Annotated in this window: 21 protein-coding genes; all 21 read right to left on the reverse strand. The window is 35.3% G+C overall.

From position 1 onward, the window contains the following. Window positions 1-111 precede the first annotated feature (111 nt). Window positions 112-840, reverse strand: coding sequence for a hypothetical protein (locus PVK63_RS03870; RefSeq protein ID WP_130088421.1), 729 nt, complete (start codon window positions 838-840; stop codon window positions 112-114). Window positions 841-979: 139 nt separating this feature from the next. After that, window positions 980-1558: a hypothetical protein gene (locus PVK63_RS03875; RefSeq protein WP_130088422.1), complete on the reverse strand. Its 579-nt coding sequence runs from the start codon at window positions 1556-1558 to the stop codon at window positions 980-982. Between the two features lie 158 nt (window positions 1559-1716). Further along, window positions 1717-2334, reverse strand: a complete 618-nt coding sequence (locus tag PVK63_RS03880) for a hypothetical protein (protein ID WP_274439859.1) — start codon at window positions 2332-2334, stop codon at window positions 1717-1719. A gap of 24 nt (window positions 2335-2358) precedes the next feature. Beyond that, window positions 2359-2631, reverse strand: coding sequence for a hypothetical protein (locus PVK63_RS03885; RefSeq protein ID WP_274439860.1), 273 nt, complete (start codon window positions 2629-2631; stop codon window positions 2359-2361). A gap of 222 nt (window positions 2632-2853) precedes the next feature. Then, complete coding sequence (locus tag PVK63_RS03890; RefSeq protein ID WP_165371256.1) at window positions 2854-3354, reverse strand: lecithin retinol acyltransferase family protein; 501 nt, start codon at window positions 3352-3354, stop codon at window positions 2854-2856. Window positions 3355-3563: 209 nt separating this feature from the next. Further along, window positions 3564-4082, reverse strand: a complete 519-nt coding sequence (locus PVK63_RS03895; protein ID WP_130088446.1) for a phosphoribosyltransferase — start codon at window positions 4080-4082, stop codon at window positions 3564-3566. 1280 nt (window positions 4083-5362) lie between these two features. Next, a complete protein-coding gene (locus PVK63_RS03900) occupies window positions 5363-6667 on the reverse strand; it encodes a hypothetical protein (protein ID WP_130088322.1) in 1305 nt (434 codons plus the stop codon). A gap of 170 nt (window positions 6668-6837) precedes the next feature. Continuing rightward, entirely contained in the window at window positions 6838-7125 is a 288-nt protein-coding gene (locus tag PVK63_RS03905; RefSeq protein ID WP_017020028.1) for a type II toxin-antitoxin system RelE family toxin, read from the reverse strand. Continuing rightward, entirely contained in the window at window positions 7115-7366 is a 252-nt protein-coding gene (locus PVK63_RS03910) for a type II toxin-antitoxin system Phd/YefM family antitoxin (protein WP_017020027.1), read from the reverse strand. Before PVK63_RS03910 ends, PVK63_RS03905 begins: the two co-directional genes overlap by 11 nt. A 216-nt stretch (window positions 7367-7582) precedes the next feature. After that, window positions 7583-8845 carry a DUF4427 domain-containing protein gene (locus PVK63_RS03915; protein WP_165371252.1) on the reverse strand — a complete coding sequence of 421 codons (1263 nt, stop codon included), beginning with the start codon at window positions 8843-8845 and terminating at the stop codon, window positions 7583-7585. A gap of 698 nt (window positions 8846-9543) precedes the next feature. Next, a complete protein-coding gene (locus PVK63_RS03920) occupies window positions 9544-9831 on the reverse strand; it encodes a hypothetical protein (RefSeq protein WP_130088320.1) in 288 nt (95 codons plus the stop codon). A 793-nt stretch (window positions 9832-10624) separates the two neighbouring features. Further along, entirely contained in the window at window positions 10625-11308 is a 684-nt protein-coding gene (locus PVK63_RS03925; protein ID WP_130088319.1) for a toll/interleukin-1 receptor domain-containing protein, read from the reverse strand. Window positions 11309-11545: 237 nt separating this feature from the next. Next, window positions 11546-12250 (reverse strand): class I SAM-dependent methyltransferase, encoded by a 705-nt coding sequence (locus PVK63_RS03930; RefSeq protein WP_130088318.1) that lies wholly within the window; start codon window positions 12248-12250, stop codon window positions 11546-11548. 165 nt (window positions 12251-12415) lie between these two features. Continuing rightward, window positions 12416-13327, reverse strand: a complete 912-nt coding sequence (locus PVK63_RS03935) for a DUF4868 domain-containing protein (protein WP_207215699.1) — start codon at window positions 13325-13327, stop codon at window positions 12416-12418. After that, the gene (locus PVK63_RS03940; RefSeq protein ID WP_130088317.1) at window positions 13314-13904 is read right to left on the reverse strand and encodes a hypothetical protein; all 591 of its coding nucleotides are present in this window, start codon (window positions 13902-13904) and stop codon (window positions 13314-13316) included. The genes PVK63_RS03935 and PVK63_RS03940 overlap by 14 nt, the downstream gene beginning before the upstream one ends. 152 nt (window positions 13905-14056) lie before the next feature. Further along, window positions 14057-14437, reverse strand: coding sequence for a hypothetical protein (locus PVK63_RS03945; RefSeq protein WP_130088316.1), 381 nt, complete (start codon window positions 14435-14437; stop codon window positions 14057-14059). Window positions 14438-15759: 1322 nt separating this feature from the next. Continuing rightward, a complete protein-coding gene (locus tag PVK63_RS03950; RefSeq protein WP_060994190.1) occupies window positions 15760-16047 on the reverse strand; it encodes a type II toxin-antitoxin system RelE/ParE family toxin in 288 nt (95 codons plus the stop codon). Then, window positions 16044-16325, reverse strand: coding sequence for a type II toxin-antitoxin system Phd/YefM family antitoxin (locus PVK63_RS03955; protein WP_063650544.1), 282 nt, complete (start codon window positions 16323-16325; stop codon window positions 16044-16046). Before PVK63_RS03955 ends, PVK63_RS03950 begins: the two co-directional genes overlap by 4 nt. 777 nt (window positions 16326-17102) lie before the next feature. After that, window positions 17103-17579 (reverse strand): GNAT family N-acetyltransferase, encoded by a 477-nt coding sequence (locus PVK63_RS03960; RefSeq protein ID WP_130088315.1) that lies wholly within the window; start codon window positions 17577-17579, stop codon window positions 17103-17105. Between the two features lie 709 nt (window positions 17580-18288). Continuing rightward, window positions 18289-19872 (reverse strand): hypothetical protein, encoded by a 1584-nt coding sequence (locus PVK63_RS03965; protein ID WP_130088314.1) that lies wholly within the window; start codon window positions 19870-19872, stop codon window positions 18289-18291. Window positions 19873-20017: 145 nt separating this feature from the next. Beyond that, the gene (locus tag PVK63_RS03970) at window positions 20018-20938 is read right to left on the reverse strand and encodes a hypothetical protein (RefSeq protein WP_274439862.1); all 921 of its coding nucleotides are present in this window, start codon (window positions 20936-20938) and stop codon (window positions 20018-20020) included. Between the last annotated feature and the right edge of the window lie 1183 nt (window positions 20939-22121).

Consider the following 22121-nt stretch of genomic DNA (forward strand, 5'->3'; position numbering starts at 1 on the left):
TGCATAACACGTTTGCTACGATACAGACTTACCTGAATTTTACTGCCTTAATCACTGAAACTAAAGGCAAACCGACAACGCCGAGTGTAGCAAATCGTGTTGATGCATTTGTTATGCGCCGCTTACCGCATTTGCTATTAACGAACTTGTAACGCCTAAAACAACAGCCCACAAAGATGACAAAATCAATGATGCTATTGGATATTGCTTAATGAGATCTGCAATCACATAAAAACGATTCTTTGTGATTTTTGTCAATTCACTCTTAACTGCTTCCAAGGTTTCAGATGAAATTTTCTCATTACGCATACGCTCACAACATTCTTCACAAACGATCGGTTTATGACATGAAGACGTAATATCATCTTTCACGCCATTCATATCATAAATACAACCACGAGTATCATCATGAGTAAAATTAGATAATTCATATGCCATTGGCATTTTTTTATTATTACGTAAATAAACCAATGAGTATGAATAAAACAATCGTTTTATTACATTTTCGAGTGGAATATTATCAAGCTTCAAGTAATTACTTATTTCATAAAATGTAAAAACAACTACATTATCTTGTAAGCGACGGCTGTAGTAATTCTCTTCAAGTGGTATTGACGTTAAGACTATCAAAATATCGCTATCATCACTTGATGGTATCTGAGTACTAAGAATTTCATCACTATAAGCCCATTCATAAAGATCTGATTCAACCCTTAAATTGTAGGAATGAATCTCAGGGACAATATCAAATACCTTAGATTTGATTTTTACCAATATATCTTTATCAAACTCTCTAGGTAAAGCCCCCAAAGAACACACTTTAATTTTAACTTTTTTCATCTTACCTTTTCCAACTGCGCATAACGCCTGCATAACACGTTTGCTACCATGCAGACCTAGCTGAATTTTAACGCCTTAATCACTGAAACTAAAGGCAAACTGATAACGCCGAGTGTAGCAAATCGTGTTGATGCATTTGTTATATGTTTAATCCTTCAATCCACTTAGTGAAGTTTTTACGTGTTTGGAACACGCAACTGTCAAAAGAATTAGCCTGAACCTCCGTGAAATCTGGCGGAAAACCTGTCTGATAAGGGGAAGATCCTCCCATTCTAAGAACCTCTTCCCACGTTCTGATACTACGAATTCCAGCTTGAAAACCACTTGTTGCTTGCACCAATTCTATTGGTTTTTGCTGAAGCCAAGTACTTAAACTTGGAAATGCACTAAACACAGATTTAGGAACCACAAGTAAATCCGGCTCCCCTTGCATAGGATGACCTGACTTAAGCCCCCACGCTCTTTCCAAAAAAGCTTCTATCGGGAACAAATCATCGCTGGTCGTAACTTCCGAGTAAAATAGACCACTGTAATGATCAGTAATCATATAATGGACAACATGTGTTTTTGTGTAACTTAATGGCTTATCAATAACAGCTTTAAACGGAGCAGATTGGCGTTTAAATTTACCTTCCTTCGTTACATAGAAATGCTTAGAGACTGTAACAACCAGTTGATGAACATGATTTGAATAGTCCGAACGATATCTTACTTGCACAATGACTCCTAATTTCGCTGATAAACATATAACGCCTGCATAACACGTTTGCTACCATGCAGATTAAGCCTAAATTTACCACTAAACACGGTAAACCCAAAGAAATCTAGAATGCCGAATGTAGCAAATCGTGTTGATGCATTTGTTATACGCAATAATCATAATTTCTTAATTAGTTCCCCAATTATTGGTCTATATTTATTAGATATTGATGCATATGTTCCCCATTCATTAAGCATTATAAATGGCTTCTTATCTTCACCCCATTCAACAGCACCATAGAACATAATGAATTTTCCAAGGCAAGTTTCGTTAAAACCTTTTCGCTCATCCCATTCTTTATTTGTATACAAATATAAACTCTTGCCATTATTACATTCAATTTTTGTTCTATTACTCAAGGCTTGTCTATGAAAAGATAACATCTTGCCATAAAATAATTTTGGGTTATTACTAATGTTTCTTTTAATTAATTTTGTATAATACAAAAGATCTTTTAATGGTAAAGTTACAGACATATTGGGGAATGTGAAACCAACATTTAACAACTTATCTATATTCCAACATATAAATTGCACAGTTTCGATATTGGAACCTTTTTGAACTTTGTTACCCATATAACGAGGTAAAGGAACCTCACTTATATCCCCTTCTGGGTCATGATTTACGCCATCATAAGTAATTTGTTTGTTGCTATCCATTAACTTTTCTGGCGGAACTTCAGCCCATGATTTTACTGTTTTAAATTGTAGATCTTCTTCAGTTTCACTAGTCAATTCATCATTAAGGTAATTTAAGCCTTATTTTTTGATTGTATGATAGGGACACGGTATATGTTTGAAACTTGGTAAGTGTTTGTAATGTGCTTTTTGATTTTTTTTATTTATATTTTTTTTGCTTGGTGATCTCGATAAAGGAGTAAAGCACTTAGGGCAATAAATAGATCCTTGCATAAACTGTTTATAATCTTCAGGAGTCACATCAGATGAGCCAACTTTTAATAAAATTTCATTCGTACCATACCTCCACTGACTATTAAAAATTGCATACGTAATACTTGATTTTCCGCCCATATTATCCTCATATATACAGACCAATTCTTTGATTAAATTACCACTTAAAAGTATAGCAAACTGTAGCCTAGATCAATTAATGATAACCTGAATATAAAATTGCGTATAACGCCTGCATAACACGTTTGCTATCATGCAGATTAAGCTTAAATTTACCACTTAACACGGTGAACTCAAAGAAATCTAGAATGCCGAATGTAGCAAATCGTGTTGATGCATTTGTTATGCATCTTCTTTCTTGGCAGTAGCTTTTGAACCAGCTACACCTATACCTGCACACGCAACAGCCACGCCAAGAATTTTATACCATGTTGGTTTTTCTGATAAAAATGTTGTCGCAAGCCCGCCAACAATTCCTGCGGCCATCCCAACTTTTACTTGCTCAGAAGTAAGCCCCAAGCCAGATACAAAATTAACGAAATGTTGGCAATTTCTATCCGTTACTGAATATTTCCAAACCCCTATTTGTTCCCTAGCATTTAAAATAATTTCTTCAACGGAAATGTTTGGGATTATATTTGCTTTATAAGTATTTCCACCTTGAGTAACTATTTCAACAGATTCCTCTTGAACAGTTTTTGTTCTCTCTGAAGCAGAGATAAGCATATAGTAACCATTTGAACATTTTTTATCTGAAACTAACGACCAATGCTGATATGGAAACGGGCCAAAATTGAAATCTGTGACTAAAAAGTCACCTGGAAGAATCGAGTTAAAATCCATTAATAAATTCCTTCTAATATTATGTATATTAGACATATGGAGACTAATTAACCAAATTTCAATAGCATAGATGCATAACGCCTGCATAACACGTTTGCTACGATACAGGCTTAGTTGAATTTTACCGCCTTAATCACTGAAACTAAAGGCAAACTGACAACGCCGAGTGTAGTAAATCGTGTTGATGCATTTGTTATGCGGTGGCCTTATTATTTCACTAATTTGGATACGTAAGGTACGTTTCTCAATTTGTCTTTCCATGGCAAACCATAACCCACAAGTAAGTCATCATTTTCCATTTCATAAGCAAAATATTGAGGTACAGGAATATTCACACGACTAGGCTTAACAAATAATGTAGCTATAGATAGTGAATTGGTTTTGTAATTATTTGAAAGATGCTCAATTAAACGTTTCATAGTACCACCTGACTCAATCGCATCGTCAATAACAATAACATCTTTACCTTCAATATTAATGTTCTGATGGTAGACAATGTCAGAATTATTATTGCTGTCACCTGGTGTGTGAGGGCACGAAATATAATCCATACAAATGTCAAAAGTTAGCTCTCGAACCAAATCTGCTGTAAATAACATTCCACCAGGAACAACGCTGACAATCACTGCATCTTGAAATTTATCATTCAATTTTTTGGCAACAATACGAACTCCATCTCGGATTTGTTGCTGACTTAAAACCAATTCACCAATATTCTTACTTTTCATTAGGTTTCCTTAATTTCGATTAACCGCATAACGCCGCAATAACACGTGCGAAAGACCGACTTACAAAACCAATTATACTCTAAACCGCGAATGCCGAGTGTAAATAGCATCGTGTTGATTGCTTTGTTATACGAGCCTTGCTTTCGCTCCGATAAACTTGGTAAAGAACTGATTTACCAAGATTTACTGTAAACTAAGTTTAATTAGACTGACTCAATTAAGCGAGCAAAATATCCAATCAACAGCAATAACTGTGAAACGAAACAATCCCTTTTTCTTACACCATTTGTACGAATTGCTTTCAACAAGTTTGGAACTGATAAACAAAATATCCTAACCACAATTGGGATTGAAAATGCTGAGAGGAAAACACTGATGCAAGTTAAAATGAGGCATAACCAAAGAACAATTGAAGCGTAAATTAGCCGCTGAAACGCCTGAATTTGGGGTAATAATAGTTCAATGCCGAACCTGATGAAACGAACACCAAAAGGCAACAAAGAAAAAGGAAAACCACCCTACTTTCACACCTAAAAAGCTAATGGTTCAATCGCTAAACTGAACCAAAAAACTGCATTCTCAGAGTTCGTATAACGCCGCAATAACACGTGCGAAAGACTGACTTACAAAACCAATTATACTCTAAACCGCGAATGCCGAGTGTAAATAGCATCGTGTTGATTGCTTTGTTATACGAGCCTTGCTTTCGCTCCGATAAACTTGGTAAAGAACTGATTTACCGAGATTTGCTGTAGATTGAGTTTAATTAGACTGGCTCAATTAAGCGAGCAAAATATCCAATCACCGCCAATAACTGTGAAATGAAACAATCCCTTTTTCTTACACTATTTGTACGACTTGGTTTCAGCAAGTTTTGAGCTAATAAACCAAATATCCTAACCACAATTGGGATTGAAATACTGAGAATAAAACACTGATGTAGACTAAAATGAGGCATAACCAAAGAACAATTGAAGCGTAAATTAGCTGCTGAAACGCCTGAATTTGGGGCAATAATAGTTCAATGCCGAACCTGATGAAACGAACACCAAAAGGCAGCAAAGAAAAAGGAAAACCACCCTACTTTCACACCTAAAAAGCTAATGGTTCAATCGCTGAACTGAACCAAAAAACTGCATTCTCGGAGTTCGTATAACGCCTGCATAACACGTTTGCTACCATGCAGATTAAGCCTAAATTTACCACTTAATACGGTAAACCAAAAGAAACCTAGAATGCCGAATGTAGCAAATCGTGTTGATGCATTTGTTAGGCGCACCTTAAGTTAGAGTTGAATGTTCAAGAAAATCATTAAGAGATATACCTAATCTTTTCAGTATAAATTTAACCTTTAGTGGTGATAGCATAAAGTCTTTTTTATGATGCCCAATAGTATAAATAGGACTATTTTTTAACTGTATTTTTATTTCACTACCCTTTCCATTAGAAAAGTTACAATTATAATTATTCTGCATGTACTTTTTGAAATTAGAATATTTTATCTTAGATAATAATCTAAGATTTTTTTTAATATCTTCATTGTTTACATCTAACTCAGATAACTCCTCAGATATACAGAAAAGATAATCTGGTTCAACATTTTTATAAGCTATATCATTTTTATCTTGAGAAAAATCTATATTAAAACTCATGAATATAGATAACAAATAATCATGACATTTTTTCAATAAAAAATCCGCTTGAATATTTGAAAATAAAAACTGATTAAAACCAAAACTCATAGTATGGGTGCACGGTTCAATTTTAATGTAATCAAAACAGCTATACTCAGTTAAGTTCAAATATTCTGGATAAATTGATAGTTGTGGGATTGATGTTGCTAAATCTATTTCCATAACAAAACCATCTAAATCAATTCTATGTTTATTATAGTTCCAACCCTTGAATAAATATTCTCTCATAACAAAAATATCATCAATCATATTTATTCTTTCATTGTCATCAAGAAAACTTGGTTTTTCAGATAAATAATCAAATACTTTACAACTACCATTAATAACTTGCTGTATATCAAAAACATCTATAATATCATAGACTTCAATAGCTTCTCTTTTACCTTTCTTATTTTCATCAAGTGACGACAATACAAACTTTATATAGGCATCTCTAAACATATTTCGTTGACAGGTGTCAGTATTATCATTAATAGCATTAATTAGCGGATATGTAATGGTCATATAGAAGTCACATATCGCTTGGTTAACATTAGTATTTCTAACCTTTTTCCTTGCTAATTTATCTAGTTTTGGTAATAACTTACTAAAAGAATCTAATAAATGATAATACTCAACAGTGTGATCTATTTCCCAAGAGCACAAACCAACTGTACTATACCCATCAGAAATCATATTATTGTGAAGTATTTTTGCTTTTTTTATAACTGTTTCTAATTGTAATGAAATATCTCCAAGATAATGACGTTGTTTTGTAGAAAACCTAAATTCTGGGTTTATTTCCTCTAAATAAATTCCTCGGTCTGGTAAAGTTATCCCACTTTTCTTCAATACTTCTTCATTTTTCTCGACAACTTTAGTTCTCAGATGTTCATTAATCACATCAATCATAAATCCTCCAATAATTTAATTACTATCAAAAACAATAAAGCGCCTAACGCCTGCATAACACGTTTGCTACGATACAGACCTAACTGAATTTTAACGCCTTAATCACTGAAACTAAAGGCAAACTGACAACGCCGAGTGTAGCAAATCGTGTTGATGCATTTGTTATACGGCTACCCAAAGCGTGAGGCTAACTTCTTGTAAACTGCATCTTTATCTCGTTTTCCAATAGCTAAAACATAGACAACAATTTCGTCATCAATAACCTCATAAGCTAAACGATAGCCTGCTGTGCGTAATTTAATTTTATAGACAGAATCATAACCACGTAACTTTGATGCCGGCACATGAGGATTTTCAAGACGCTCAATTAGCTTCTTTTTAAACTGGCTTTTGATCGGTGGAGCTAATTTACTCCACTCTTTTTGTGCTGCTGGTAGGAATTTTAATTTATAAGTCATCGATATTTACTTCCACAGCGTCTGATAAATCAAGTCTGCGGCTTTCAACAAGCTTAGAAAGCTCGTAATCATCTAACATATCCATTAGAAATTCGTAAGTTTCAGCAGGTACTAGGTAAGCCGCTGGTTTATTGTGATTTAAAATAGCTATAGCAGAGCCATCAGCTTCGTTCAAAAGAGCTGTAGGATTTTTCTTTAACTCTGAAATACTTGCTGAACAATCAGCTAGAACTTGTCTCATAACGCCACCAAAATAGTATTAAATTAAGTGCTAATTTTAGATCTTTTTAATGTGAACTGCTACTTTTTTCTTTTTGCCGTATAACGCCTGCATAACACGTTTGCTACGATACAGACTTAGCTAAATTTTACTGCCTTAATCACTGAAACTAAAGGCAAACCGACAACGCCGAGTGTAGCAAATCGTGTTGATGCAATTGTTAGGCACTTTTCGACCCTAGTACTCCCAAGAAACGTTATAATGCAAATTATTATCTAAGTGGTCACTATTGTAAAATGGCAGTTCATTTGGGTCATCAGAATTGTCAACGGAAAAATATCCACACTCGACTCCATATTTATTTTTGACCAATCGAGCTAGTTTCCGGGTCATTTCTTCTCTTTGTTCAAGACTACGAGAATCACTAAACTCAAAAAGATTCACCAGATATTTTCCAGACTCTGTGACTATAATGCGATGTTCTTCAATTAACGCTCTAACCAACAGTGAAGTGTTATCAAGCACCCATAACCAACAACCACCATACGTACCATCCTCAGGTGGAGAGCTTTCACTTTCAACTTGCATAACCAAAGTAGAAAACTCTTCAACTAATAAATGTAACTCATTTTTGTTATGAGAGAAGAATGGAGTCAAATCAATTAGTGAAGCGCTTATTGCATTTTGTGTATCTTCCGGATAAACAAACCTTTCACCATTTGGCAACTCATCGGAAATAAGAATAAAACCAAAAGTATTTTTAGCTATATCCCCCCTATCAACCAGAACTAAAATATCATGCGCAATCCTCTTTCCCTGTTCTTCATTACGAACAACTACACCAATATCACTTATGCGCTCTTGATAAAAATCCAAACCAGGTATATCCATTATCTCTTCGATTAATCCATACTCTTTAATTTCTTCTTCCACCATGCTGTAATCAGCACGGTATGGCCATCGCCACTCTCTCTCATGGCTCCAGTCAATTGGTACTCTCGCCGTTGGATTATAAGTAACATACCTATATTGTTCCCTTTCAGGTAATACATTGGAATCAATAATTCTTGCTCTTCCTCCTTGCCCAGAAGGGAGCCAATAATTTTTGTCATCTAATCCGTATATGACAGGGTTAGCTCCCGCAATAAACATATCATTTTTAGGGAAGATAAGGGCAAAGGGACTCATTGCCTCTCCTCGTTGGTGACGAGCTTCACCAGATTCAATAAATGCAGCTATTGGCATTTCGGTAAAACAAACAGCAGGATCTGGCCCATATATTGTCCTAGCGCCATTCCTATAAGACCACGTAGCCCATAATCGTCCAGACCTAATAGCGCACCGAAGCATGAATAGTGCAGAGTAATGCGTATCTTCCGTTACATTTCCCCATCCCATATGTTCGACATATGGGACTGAATTATCACTTTCAAAATCAATATCCCGAAAAAAGTGTATTAACCAATTAGATAAGTCAAACCGTATAGAATTAATTGTCATATTTTTATCTCCGAACTTGTGCCTAACGCCGCAATAACACGTGCGAACGACTGACTTTCCAAACCAATTATACTTCAAACCACAAACGCCGATTGTAACTAGCATCGTGTTGATTGCTTTGTTACACGATCTTTGTCAACGCTTCGCTTTAATTGGTAAAGAACTGATTTACCAATAATATTTAGAACCAATTCTAAATTACAAAAGCTAATTTAGCGAACAAAAGAACTGTTCAACCACAAAAACTGCGAAACGAAGCAATCCTTTTCTAGCACCATTTGTACGATTTGGCTTCAACAATTTTTTAGCTTATAAACCAAATATCCTAACCACAATTAGGATTGATAATGTTGCGAGGAAAACACGGATGCAAGATAAAATGAGGCATAACCAAAGAACAATTGAAGCGTAAAAATGTCTCTGAAACGCATGAACTTAGACCGACAATAGTTAATTGCCGAACCTGATGAAATAAAAACTAAAAGGCAACAAAGAAGAAGAGAAACCACCCGACTTTCACATCTAAAAATCGAATGGTTCTATCGCCGAACTGAGCCAAAAAACTGCTATCTTTAGTTCGTGTAACGCCTGCATAACACGTTTACTACTAAGCAATTATACTCAAAATTGATGCCTTAAAACGAGAAACACCCGACAACCTGAGATGCCGAGTGTAGTAAATCGTGTTGATGCAATTGTTATGTGCGCTCTCTCTTGGCAAATTCTTTTTCGTAAAAGATTTCTGCAACAATCCAAATAATGTGATTAATGACTAAACCAAAAACAAGGAAAGCTACCGCTGCAATACTAAAATCAATTGAAAACTCGCTCCAATTACGGATCTTATCAAACAGCATAAAACCTAAAAAAGAACCGAGCAATACCGCTCCAGCAGCTATTAACGTATGCTTAACCACATAATGTAAGCGACCTTTTCTTCGAGTGATTGCCCACCGATTATATTGTTTATTTATCCAACTATTCATATTCTCCAATCCTTAGTAAGAAATGACAATTTGAATTAACTACATTAATTATTGTACATAAATCAATAAGGTAATATGAGAACTGTATCTTAATTTCAAATATCGATAAGCACATAACGCCGCAATAACACGTGCGAAAGACCGACTAACAAAACCAATTATACTCTAAACCGCGAATGCCGAGTGTAAATAGCATCGTGTTGATTGCTTTGTTATACGAGCCTTTCTTTCGCTCCAATTAACTTGGTAAAGAACTGATTTACCAAGATTTGCTGTAAACTGAGTTTAATTAGACTGGCTCAATTAAGCGAGCAAAATATCCAACCAACGACAATAACTGTGAAACGAAACAATCCCTTTTTCTTACACCATTTGCACGACTTGGTTTCAGCAACTTCTGAGCTAATAAACCAAATATCCTAACCACAATTGGGATTGAAAATGCTGAGAGGAAAACACTGATGCTGGCTAAAATGAGGCATAACCAAAGAACAATTGAAGCGTAAATTAGTTTCTGAAACGCCTGAATTTGGGGCAATAATAGTTCAATGCCGAACCTGATGAAATGAAAGCTAAAAGACAACAAAGAAAAAGATAAACCATCCTACTTTCACACCTAAAAAACTAATGGTTCAATCGCTGAACTGAACCAAAAAACTGCATTCTCAGAGTTCGTATAACGCCTGCATAACACGTTTGCTACTATGCAATTATACTTAATATTGACGCCTTAAAACGAGAAACACCCGACAACCTGAGATGCCGAGTGTAGTAAATCGTGTTGATGCGATTGTTAGAGCGCTACTAATTCTGCGAGTTTAGCTGCAACATTATCTAATGCATCCTCAGCGGTATCTAAACCACTTCGAGAACCAAGTAATGGGCTTACATCACGGAGATCTTCATATGTGGTATCATGAACAATTGGTACCAATAGGTCGGTAGACAGAAGCGCTGAAAGCTCTTTATCTGCAACACCCTCTCCTTCAATACGTTTCAAAAACGATGGCGTTACCATAACGATACCAATTCTTGATTTTGCCAACCCTTTATCAATTTCCCGCATTAAATTCGAGCCAAGTAAGACATCTTTTTCACTAAACCAAACTGAAACACCTTTACCTTCAAGTAAATCATGAAGATCCTTAGCTACCCCTTTACGATCATCCCAAGCATGGCACAGGAAAACATCACGAAGATCTGGTTTAGAAGCTCGTCTCTCTACATTTTTTCGAACTGGTGTAAGAGTTCTTATTTCTGCTGAAGTGTAAACAACAGAAGATCCTGCGCTCGACCAACTTGGTCTAGGACTACTCGAACGTGAGCTACTTGAACTACTGCTACTTCCTCCATAAGAAGAGTATGAAGACGGATACGATGAATAAGAACTGTAACCACCGCGACTGCTGCACGCTGGGCAGTTAGCTCTAGCACTTGCAGAACGATGACCATTTACTGGTGCAGTGCATCTTGCCATATAATATTTCTCCGATTGTAAATTTAACCTTGCATATAGTAAGTGATTTAATGAAATATGGAACAAGAACAATATGATATTTCAAACGAAGTCACAAAGTAAATTATACCGATGAGCTCTAACGCCTGCATAACACGTTTGCTACGATACAGATCTAACTGAATTTTAACGCCTTAATCACCAAAACTAAAGGCAAACTGACAACGCCGAGTGTAGCAAATCGTGTTGATGCATTTGTTATGTGCGTACCTTTTCACACTTGATAAATATAAAATTTGGGTTATTTTTAAGGTAATTATATGTCGTTTCGGACAGTTCTTTTGCCCTTTCATCAACGCAGCCTTCGCTGATCCTTGAGATCATTAAACCTGACGAAGTAATTGCATCTGTAATTTCAGTTAATGAACGACGATAGAAGTTTACTTTAACTGGAACACCAATCGTATCCCACTCTTCTTCAACGCGCTCCCTATTAAAATAGTTACCTGACTGAGAGCACTCAAAATCGGCAAATGGATGATGAGTAGAAAAAACCATATAGCCACCAGTTTTCAACACCCGATGTACAGACTTAAATACTGTCGTTAAATCTTCAATATAATGCAGCACCAATGGACAAACTATAATGTCTGCACTGTCATTTTTCTCCAAAGGTAATCCGGCAGCTATGTCCTGAACATATGCTCGAACTTTTGAACCATATTTACCTTTAACCAAAGAAACCATTTCATCGGATAGATCTGTACAGGTTAATTGGTTTACTGATTGCTGTATAAACCACTCAGCGTAAGCCCCTGGGCCACACCCCATATCAATAACGTCTTTACCCTCAACATCATCCAGCAAAGCTATCGTTGAAGGGCGCTCAAATAAGGCATTGTATATATTATCTTTCACGACTTCCGCATACTTAATTGCATGTTTTGTATACATTTCTGACATATTACTCACCTAATAACTCACAGAATAAAATCTAAGCACATAACGCCTGCATAACACGTTTACTACTATGCAATTATACTTAATATTGACGCCTTAAAACGAGAAACACCCGACAACCTGAGATGCCGAGTGTAGTAAATCGTGTTGATGCATTTGTTAGGCGAATTATACCTGCACGGCATCAGGAACATCATAAATAGTGTCAGTAATTTCACTAATTAGTCGATGATCTAATAAAACTTGTAGAATGATTTTTACAGTCTTATCACAAGGTATTATTTTATGTTGCTCAAAATTCAAACCCCACTTTCTAATTGTATTTACCTTTTGGAGGTTGGGAATAAAATTAGGCTTCTTATAAATACCTTTTTCTTCTATTACAGCCATTCTTCGTAATTGAATAGAATTTTGTCCAACATAGGTAACTATCGGGTCTAAATCAGAAAATAAGCTGCTAAAACCGGGATTACTTTGTAAAGTATCAAAAGCTTTAACAAATTCTTCTTTGTATTTCATTGCTGACTCAAAGCCTTTTTTATTTGCAATAAAGGCCGTATCATTCATGACATAAAAGTCAAAGTTTTTCTCTATGGAGAATGAGTTATTCTCAACTCCTGTTAATTCACCGTTTTTAAAAATAGCATTAACAAATTTCTTTGGGTAGGAAGTTTTCCATGTGGTTGTTGATCGTTTAACCGCATACACTATTTTATCGTCTTTTATGAACTTAACTACATAACCTTTAGCACCTATTAAATCTTCAATACCTTTTATCGCATGCTCAGATTCTGGCTCATCAATAAATTGCTTTAATAAAGAAAAATCAGTTTTATTAAACTCAATAGTTAAACAACTATTCTCATTCGTTTGAGAAATATAAGTATAAGCTGAATGTTCTGTTATTCTCACAGTTTCTCTTTTAACAAAAGATAGCAATTCACCATTTAATGAGTCATCTGTTTGTACATACTTCGCCCTGAATTTTTTAGGACTTGTGCTGTCCTTAAAAATCCACAAATACGGTTTTGCATTTGAGAAATCAAATGCTTTAAGCTCTTTAAAATCAACTGTCATCATGCACTTGTCCAATATAGAATTCCTGAATTTTTTGAACATTATAACTACCAGGAGATAAATCACCCTTCATTAAAATTCTTATATCTCTTGGTTGCCCATTAAAATCAATACTTGCTTCGTATAGCTTCCACCCAAACATGAGTAAAAGTGGATTCATGATTATCTGTCCTGATTTATACGTTATAGCAAACATCCAAATTAAAAAAACTGAAAAACCTAATAGTTTTTCTGGAGAATCGTAACTTATACCCATGAATGAAACTACATATGGAAATACATAATTTATAATGTCATTTGGTATTCCTTTTGATGACTTAACCGTCACCGTAAAAGGGTACGAAATTTTATCTAATGATGCATTAGATAACCATACTGATAACAATGTTATAGTAATAAATGTGACAGAGAGCAATGCGTTATTGAACGGATTAAACTTACAATCTGTTGTTATATTTTCTAATGAACAGAATGATTGACCCCACCATGAAAATGGAATGTCTTGTATAGCCAATATCAACGCTAAAGGTAAATATGAGCCTATAAATATAGCAAAAGCAGAAACTAACCTAAATTGCATGTCCTTCCCCCCTTAATTCGCCTAACGCCTGCATAACACGTTTGCTACGATACAGACTTAACTGAATTTTACTGCCTTAATCACTAAAACTAAAGGCAAACTGACAACGCCGAGTGTAGCAAATCGTGTTGATGCATTTGTTATGTACGCACTTAAGTTAATAAATGAAAAGGCTTCATGCGGTTTAGATTAGCTAAAGTAAGTTCAATTTCTTCGACTAATGCTGAATGCTTCGACCATGACACTTTTAGCCCTTCCAGAATACGTATAGTTACCGACTTATATTCACGGTAATTCCTAAGCTCAAAAATTATTGCTTTTTGAGAATCCATACCAATACCATCAGAACCCGCCCTTACTAATTTATGAATCAGGTCATGATAATTTTCAAAACGTTGCTGTGCTTGCTCACTTCGCTTCACATTTACATAGCGAAATGATGAAAACGCAAATGCAAACAATGGGACAAGTAAACTCCCAAATGCAATTATTTCTGACGTAGTAAACCCGTTTGAGCCCAAAATACTATCCATTATCTAAAAATCCTTAATTTACGCCAAGTACATAACGCCTGCATAACACGTTTGCTACCATACAGAGCTAGCTGAATTTTACCGCCTTAATCACTGAAACTAAAGGCAAACTGACAACGCCGAGTGTAGCAAATCGTGTTGATGCATTTGTTACACGATCTTTGTCAACGCTTCACTTTAATTGGTAAAGAATTGATTTACCAAGATTTGCTGTAAACGGAGTTTAATTAGGCTGGCTCAATTAAGCGAGCAAAAAATCACTTCAACGGCAATAACTGTGAAACGAAACAATCCCTTTTTCTTACACCATTTGTACAAATTGGTTTCAGCAATTTCTGAGCTGATAAACCAAATATCCTCGCCACAATTGGGATTGATAATGCTGAGAAGAAAACACTAATGCAGGATAAAATGAGGCAAAACCACGAACAATTGAAGCGTGAATTAGTTTCTGAAACCCATGAACTTTTGACAATAATGTTCAATTGCCGAACCTGATGAAATGAAAGCTAAAAGGCAACAAAGAAAAAGGAAATCCACCCTACTTTCACGCCTAAAAAACTAACGGCTCAATCGCTGAACTGAGCCAAAAAACTGCGATCTTAGAGTTCGTGTAACGCCTGCATAACACGTTTGCTACTATGCAGACTTAGCTGAATTTTACTGTCTTAATCACTGAAACTAAAGGCAAACTGACAACGCCGAGTGTAGCAAATCGTGTTGATGCATTTGTTACACGATCTTTGTCAACGCTTCGATTTAATTGGTAAAGAATTGATTTACCAAGATTTACTGTAAACTGAGTTTAATTAGACTGGCTCAATTAAGCGAGCAAAATATCATTTCAACGGCAAAAACTGCGAGATGAAACAATCCCTTTTTCTTGCACCATTTGTACGATTTGGTTTCAGCCAGTTTTGAGCTAATAAACCAAATATACTCGCCACAATTGGGATTGAAAATGCTACGAGCAAAACACTGATGCAAACTGAAATGAGGCAAAACCATGAACAATTGAAGCGTGAATTGGTTTCTGAAATCCATGAACTTTTGGCAATAATGGTCAATTGCCGAACCTGATGAAATGAAAACTAAAAGGCAACAAAGAAAAAGGAAATCCACCCTACTTTCTCGCCTAAAAAACTAACGGCTCAATCGCTGAACTGAGCCAAAAAACTGCGATCTTAGAGTTCGTGTAACGCCTGCATAACACGTTTGCTACGATGCAGACCTAGCTGAATTTTAACGCCTTAATCACTGAAACTAAAGACAAACTGACAACGCCGAGTGTAGCAAATCGTGTTGATGCATTTGTTATAATTTTATATATCAGCCATAGTCAGCAATTGACTACAGTTACGAACCGTTAAAATATTTATGCTTAACGTTACGCTATAAATAATGCGGTAATTACCAAAAATGATTTCACGATAATTGGCTTTATTCAGCTCAGGGACAAGACGGCCCAACTCTGGAAATGAACCTAAATTCTCAGCTTTATCGAATACGTCGTTAACCCATTTTTCTGCCGCCGATGGATTATCTAATGCAATGTATTCAGCTGTCTGCCCTATTTTGTCTAAAGCAAGCGGTGACCAAATAACATTCATGAACGTAAGCGCCCTAAGATTTTAGAACGAGCATCATCATTTGATAAACCTAAACCACTAGCGATTTGTGCTTCAGCTTGTTGCACCTCTTCCAGTAACTCTATTTTTTCTTGCATTGCTTCATATTCAGCAACGTCTAAAACAACAGCGACACCTTTACCACGTTGAGTGATAACTAAAGGTCTGCGAGTTTCGTTAATTTGACGAATAAACGACGCTACGCCAGCTCTAAATTCTGAAAGTGGTTGAATATCTTGGTCTAATCTTAGTCGAGTCATAAATAGCACCTTAATTGTACTTAATTTTGTACCAATTATAGTGCAAGTATAAATATTCAGCAATACTAAGAAAAATTATAACGCCTGCATAACACGTTTGCTACCATACAGGCTTAGCTGAATTTTAACGCCTTAATCACTGAAATTAAAGACAAACTGACGACGCCGAGTGTAGCAAATCGTGTTGATGCATTTGTTACACGATCTTTGTCAACGCTTCTATTAACTTGGTAAAGAATTGATTTACCGAGATTTACTTAAAACTGAGTTTAATTAGACTGGCTCAATTTAGCGAGCAAAATATCATTTCAACGGCAATAACTGTGAAACGAAACAATCCCTTTTTCTTACGCCATTTGTACGATCTGGTTTCAGCAAGTTTGGAGTTGATAAACCAAATATCCTCGCCACAATTGGGATTGAAAATGCTGCGAGCAAAACACTGATACAAGATAAAATGAGGCAAGGCCATGAACAATTGAAGCCTGAATTGGTTTCTGAAATCCATGAACTTTTGGCAATAATGGTCAATTGCCGAACCTGATAAAACGAATATTAAAAGGCAACAAAGAAAAAGGAAATCCACCTTACTTTCACGACTAAAAAACGAATGGTTCAATCGCTGAACTGAGCCAAAAAACTGCGATCTTAGAGTTCGTGTAACGCCTGCATAACACGTTTGCTACGATACAGACTTATCGAATTTTAACGCCTTAATCACTGAAACTAAAGGCAAACTGACAATGCCGAGTGTAGCAAATCGTGTTGATGCATTTGTTATAACCGTTTTTCCATGCGTGACAAATCCCAACTCTCACCATCAAATGATAGGCTATTAGTTATCTGCTCAAATTCTACAAAACCCAATTTTTCGTAACATGAAATTGCTGATTTATTATGGCTGAAAACACCTAATGTAAGTAAATTAGCTTTGTAATTAACCTGAGCTTTTTCAATAAGTAGCTGTAGCATGGTTTGAGCTAGATTCTGGCCTCGATATTCAGGCGAAATAAATACACGGCAGATACGAAATTCATTAACTGAAACTTGATAAAGCTCCACAAAACCAACAGGATTATTCTCGGCAGTAAACAGAAATGGAAACACCTGCGACTGCTTACAATGAATTTCAATTTGGTCGTGAGTAAGTGGATATTTATAAGCTGGCCCGCCCCACAAATAACACAGTTTTTCACTATCTATCCAAGCAGTAAGCTGATCATAATCCTTATGTTCAAAAGTCTCTAATTCCATGATTTCCTCTTGAGGTTATAACGCCGCAATAACACGTGCGAACGACCGACTTTCAAAACCAATTACACTCCAAACCACAAACGCCGAGTGTAATTAGCATCGTGTTGATTGCTTTGTTACACGATCTTTGTCAACGCTTCGCTTTAATTGGTAACGAACTGATTTACCAATAATATTTAGAAACCAATTCTAAATTACAAAAGCTAATTTAGCGAACAAAAGAAACGTTCAACTACAAAAACTGCGAAACAAAGCAATCCTTTTTCTAGCACCATTTGTACGATTTGGTTTCAGCCAATTTGGAGCTGATAAACCAAATATCCTCGCCACAATTGGGATTGAAAATACTGAGAGCAAAGCACTGATGCAGAATAAAATGAGGCAAAACCATGAACAATTGAAGCGTGAATTAGCTTCTGAAATCCATGAACTTTTGACAATAATGGTCAATTGCCGAACCTGATGAAATGGAAACTAAAAGGAAACAAAGAAAAAGGAAATCCACCCTACTTTCACACCTAAAAAACTAATGGCTCAATCGCTGAACTGAGCCAAAAAACTGCGATCTTAGAGTTCGTGTAACGCCTGCATAACACGTTTACTACTATGCAATTATACTTAAAATTGACGCCTTAAAACGAGAAACACCCGACAACCTGAGATGCCGAGTGTAGTAAATCGTGTTGATGCATTTGTTAAATGACGAGACTCACCAATTTTTATCATATGGTTTAAGATTTGTTCGATCTAAATCAATTTTATCCTCCAACTCGCAAATCACTATGTCTAAATTCAAAATTTGAATACCAAAATTAGCATCCTCTTTATTCAAAGAAACGCACAGGGTTGTCGTATTATAATTTTCCTTAATTTCTAATTTATAATTATTCCTACGACAATAAGCATCCAATGATTCAAACGTTTTTTTTCTAATATTACCCCATTCAGGATCAACGCAAAAAAGCAATAAAAATAGTTTAGGAGGCATATCAAAATATTTATGTATCGGGTTTGAATACCGATATATTATTTGGTCTATCCCCTTCGAAAGAGAAGATTCGATATTATTACTTTTATTTTTATTTTTATTTAAAAGTTTACACTCAATAATTGACACAGTAACTCTGTTGATTTCTATTTCAATATCCGTAAAACCAGCACCATTAATTGCTTCTTGATTAACAGAAACAAAATTATTATCAAACTTTATTTCCAGCATAGTTTTCAATATTGCTGATAGATTTTCTTCCGAGAAAATTGACCCTTTACTTCTCCCTCTATATAAAAATCTATTTTTTTTAATGACATTAAGCGAGTCGTGAAGGTTGCTATTTATTTTATGATAATTAGAATAAAGTTCACTTAACGAACCTAAATTATCAGTCAAATATTCAGCTTCATCCACTAACGTTCTAAATTCATAGAATTCTTTTAAATCATGAATTAAACTTTGGTTGTTTGCTGTTATTGCTTTAATTTCATATTTAAATTTACTTTTATTACGTTCATACCTTCCATATGAAAATTTATCTTGAAAATATGAAATTCGCTCGATGATTTTTCTTGTCTTTTCTTTTAATCTAATAGAAAAAACATCATCCGTAGGATAGTTTTTAGTTAATAGATCTAAGATTTTGATATATGTTCTTCTATGATTATCTTTAATACACAGTTTGTGATAAATATCAAAATCATCATTATTAACAAATGAAATAACATTATGAACATTAGGAAGTGATATTAACTCATTAACATTATAACTATCTTTTTTATATAAAATGTAAGTAGATTTCCCTTTCAAATCCTGAGTAACATCACCGTCACCACAAACATATATATAGTTAACATACCTATCAACTAGAATCAAACCATAATCTCTAACTTGAGCATAAGGACTATATGCTGCAACTATATCATTAACTTTGAAATTCCAATTCACTGCTTTTGAGATAAAGTCACTTATAGCGTTATTCACATTGCTTTTATATAAACCTACATAAGGTATATTTAGCTTATACTTTAACTCCTTTACAAATTCATATAATTTTCTTATATGCTCTTTCATTTCTGTTGGAAAATCATCATAATCAAAATGCAACTTAGAGTGATATTTCAACAATTTTTCCAACTCTTTTTTTGCAAATCCATCTTGATCAAATGAATCGATACATTCATTTAATCTATCGATATATATATATATCGAATATACTCTTAATCCATTACAACCTTTCTTTTTATAGAGTCTAATATCTATTTCTTTTTCTAGGTCTTCATTTCTATTGAAAATATTCATTCATATAACTCTTAGTCATTTAACGCCTGCATAACACGTTTACTACCAAACAATTATACTTAATATTGACGCCTTAAAACGAGAAACACCCGGCAAACTGAGATTGCCGAGTGTAGTAAATCGTGTTGATGCGATTGTTAGGTTTTTATCTACGTTTGCGCTCTGTTCGTTTTGCAATTTCCGGTACGCTTTCTGCCGGACTAGCTACAGTTGAAATAGAAACTCCTTTCTCCTCCCCTAGAACTTCCCTGAAACAATGTGCTAAAGTTTTTCCAGTAGTTCTTGCCATTGCCATAGCTTCGTTTATTTTCTCACTTGAAATTCCACCTTCAGGTCCAGTAATTATAGATTGCATATGAACAGAACCTTCATCTGGATTTGATGTTGAGATAGCATTAGAGATAAATTTATCTGGGTCTTCCGCCATTCGATCCATATGCTCTTGCATTCCTTCACCACCGGGGCCAAAAGAATGTATAAAACCGGAGTCTTCGTCACTTTCAAGAGCAATTTTCAATTGATCATCTTTCGAAAAACGTATGTGAAAATCGTTAAAATTAATAAATTGATTACCACCAACCCTCATTTGAAAATGCCAATGAGGGAAATCGGTTTTACTACCTTCATGTCCCGCTAGATCGTTTTTAGAACAATCTAAAGTCCATTCAATATCTTTCCATTTTATGGTAACTTCAAAAACCTTTCGCTCACTACTTTCTTCTTTGAGATTATTTATATTTCTTGAACCCGCTTCAGCATTAGCAACCCAACGTAAATAGGATGAAATGTTATAAAAATCAAAATGTTCTGTGATTTTAGGGAAATCTTTCTTTTTGAATTTACATTCACGCAACAACCAATGCAGACATGGTTTAGAAGTGCTAATTGTTTTCAAGGGCTTCCCACATAAATAACAACTTTTTTTCTCATAATGTGTAAGAAATTGAGAATATTCTTTTTCATATTGCTCTTTCTGTTGTTCAAAGTGAGCCAGTGAATCTCCTTGAGATAGCCCTTTGGTTCGCTCTTTAAATAATTGAGCTACTCTTTCTATATCTTCTTTCATCTACATAATACCTTTAAAAAGACCTAACGCCGCAATAACACGTGCGAAAGACCGACTTACAAAACCAATTACACTTCAAACCGCGAATGCCGAATGTAAATAGCATCGTGTTGATTGCTTTGTTATACGAGCCTTGCTTTCGCTCCAATTAACTTGATAAAGAACTGATTTACCAAGATTTGCTGTAAAACGATTTTAATTAGACTAACTCAATTAAGCGAGCAAAATATCCAATCAACGACAATAACTGTGAAACGAAACAATCCCTTTTTCTTACACCATTTGTACGATTTGGTTTCAGCCAGTTTTGAGCTGATAAACCAAATATCCCAACAACAATTGGGATTGAAAATGCTGAGAGCAAAACACTGATGCAGACTAAAATGAGGCATAACCAAAGAACAATTGAAGCGTAAATTAGCCACTGAAACACCTGAATTTGGGGCAATAATAGTTCAATGCCGAACCTGATGAAACGAACAACAAAAGGCAACAAAGAAAAGGAAAACCACCCTACTTTCACACCTAAAAAACTAATGGTTCAATCGTTGAACTGAACCAAAAAACTGCATTCTCAGAGTTCGTATAACGCTTGCATAACACGTGCTGACGACCAACTTTCCAAACCAATTACACTTCAAACCAAAAATGCCGAATGTAATAAGCATCGTGTTGATGCGATTGTTGTGCGTGCTTGCTTTCGGCTTGGCCAACTTGGTAAAGAACTGCCCTGCCAAGATTTTCTAATCCCTGATTCTAATTTACCAATAGTAATTAAGCGAACAAAATGTTCTTAAATTGCGAGATAAAGTGAATGGAAAACAGATACATTTCTTACGCCATTTGAACGGCTTGGTTTCAGCAGATTTGGAACTGATAAACCAAATATCCTTTCCACAATTGGGATTGAAAATGCTGTGAGAAAAACACTGATGCAAACAAAAATGAGGCATGACCAAAGAACAATTGAAGCGTAAAATAGCTTCTGAAACGCCTGAACTTAGGGAAATAAAGGCTAATTTGCCGAACCTGATAATACGGAAATCAAAAGGCAACAAAGAAGAAATTCACGCTTACTAAGCCGAAACTACGAAAGCCGCGATCCTATTGATGAACCGTACAAAAAATTTCGGACTCAGTACGCACAACGCTGGCATAACACGTTTATTACTATGCAAACCAA

It is taken from the genome of Aliivibrio sp. S2TY2 (assembly GCF_028765525.1).
Classification (GTDB): Bacteria; Pseudomonadota; Gammaproteobacteria; order Enterobacterales; family Vibrionaceae; genus Aliivibrio; species Aliivibrio finisterrensis_A.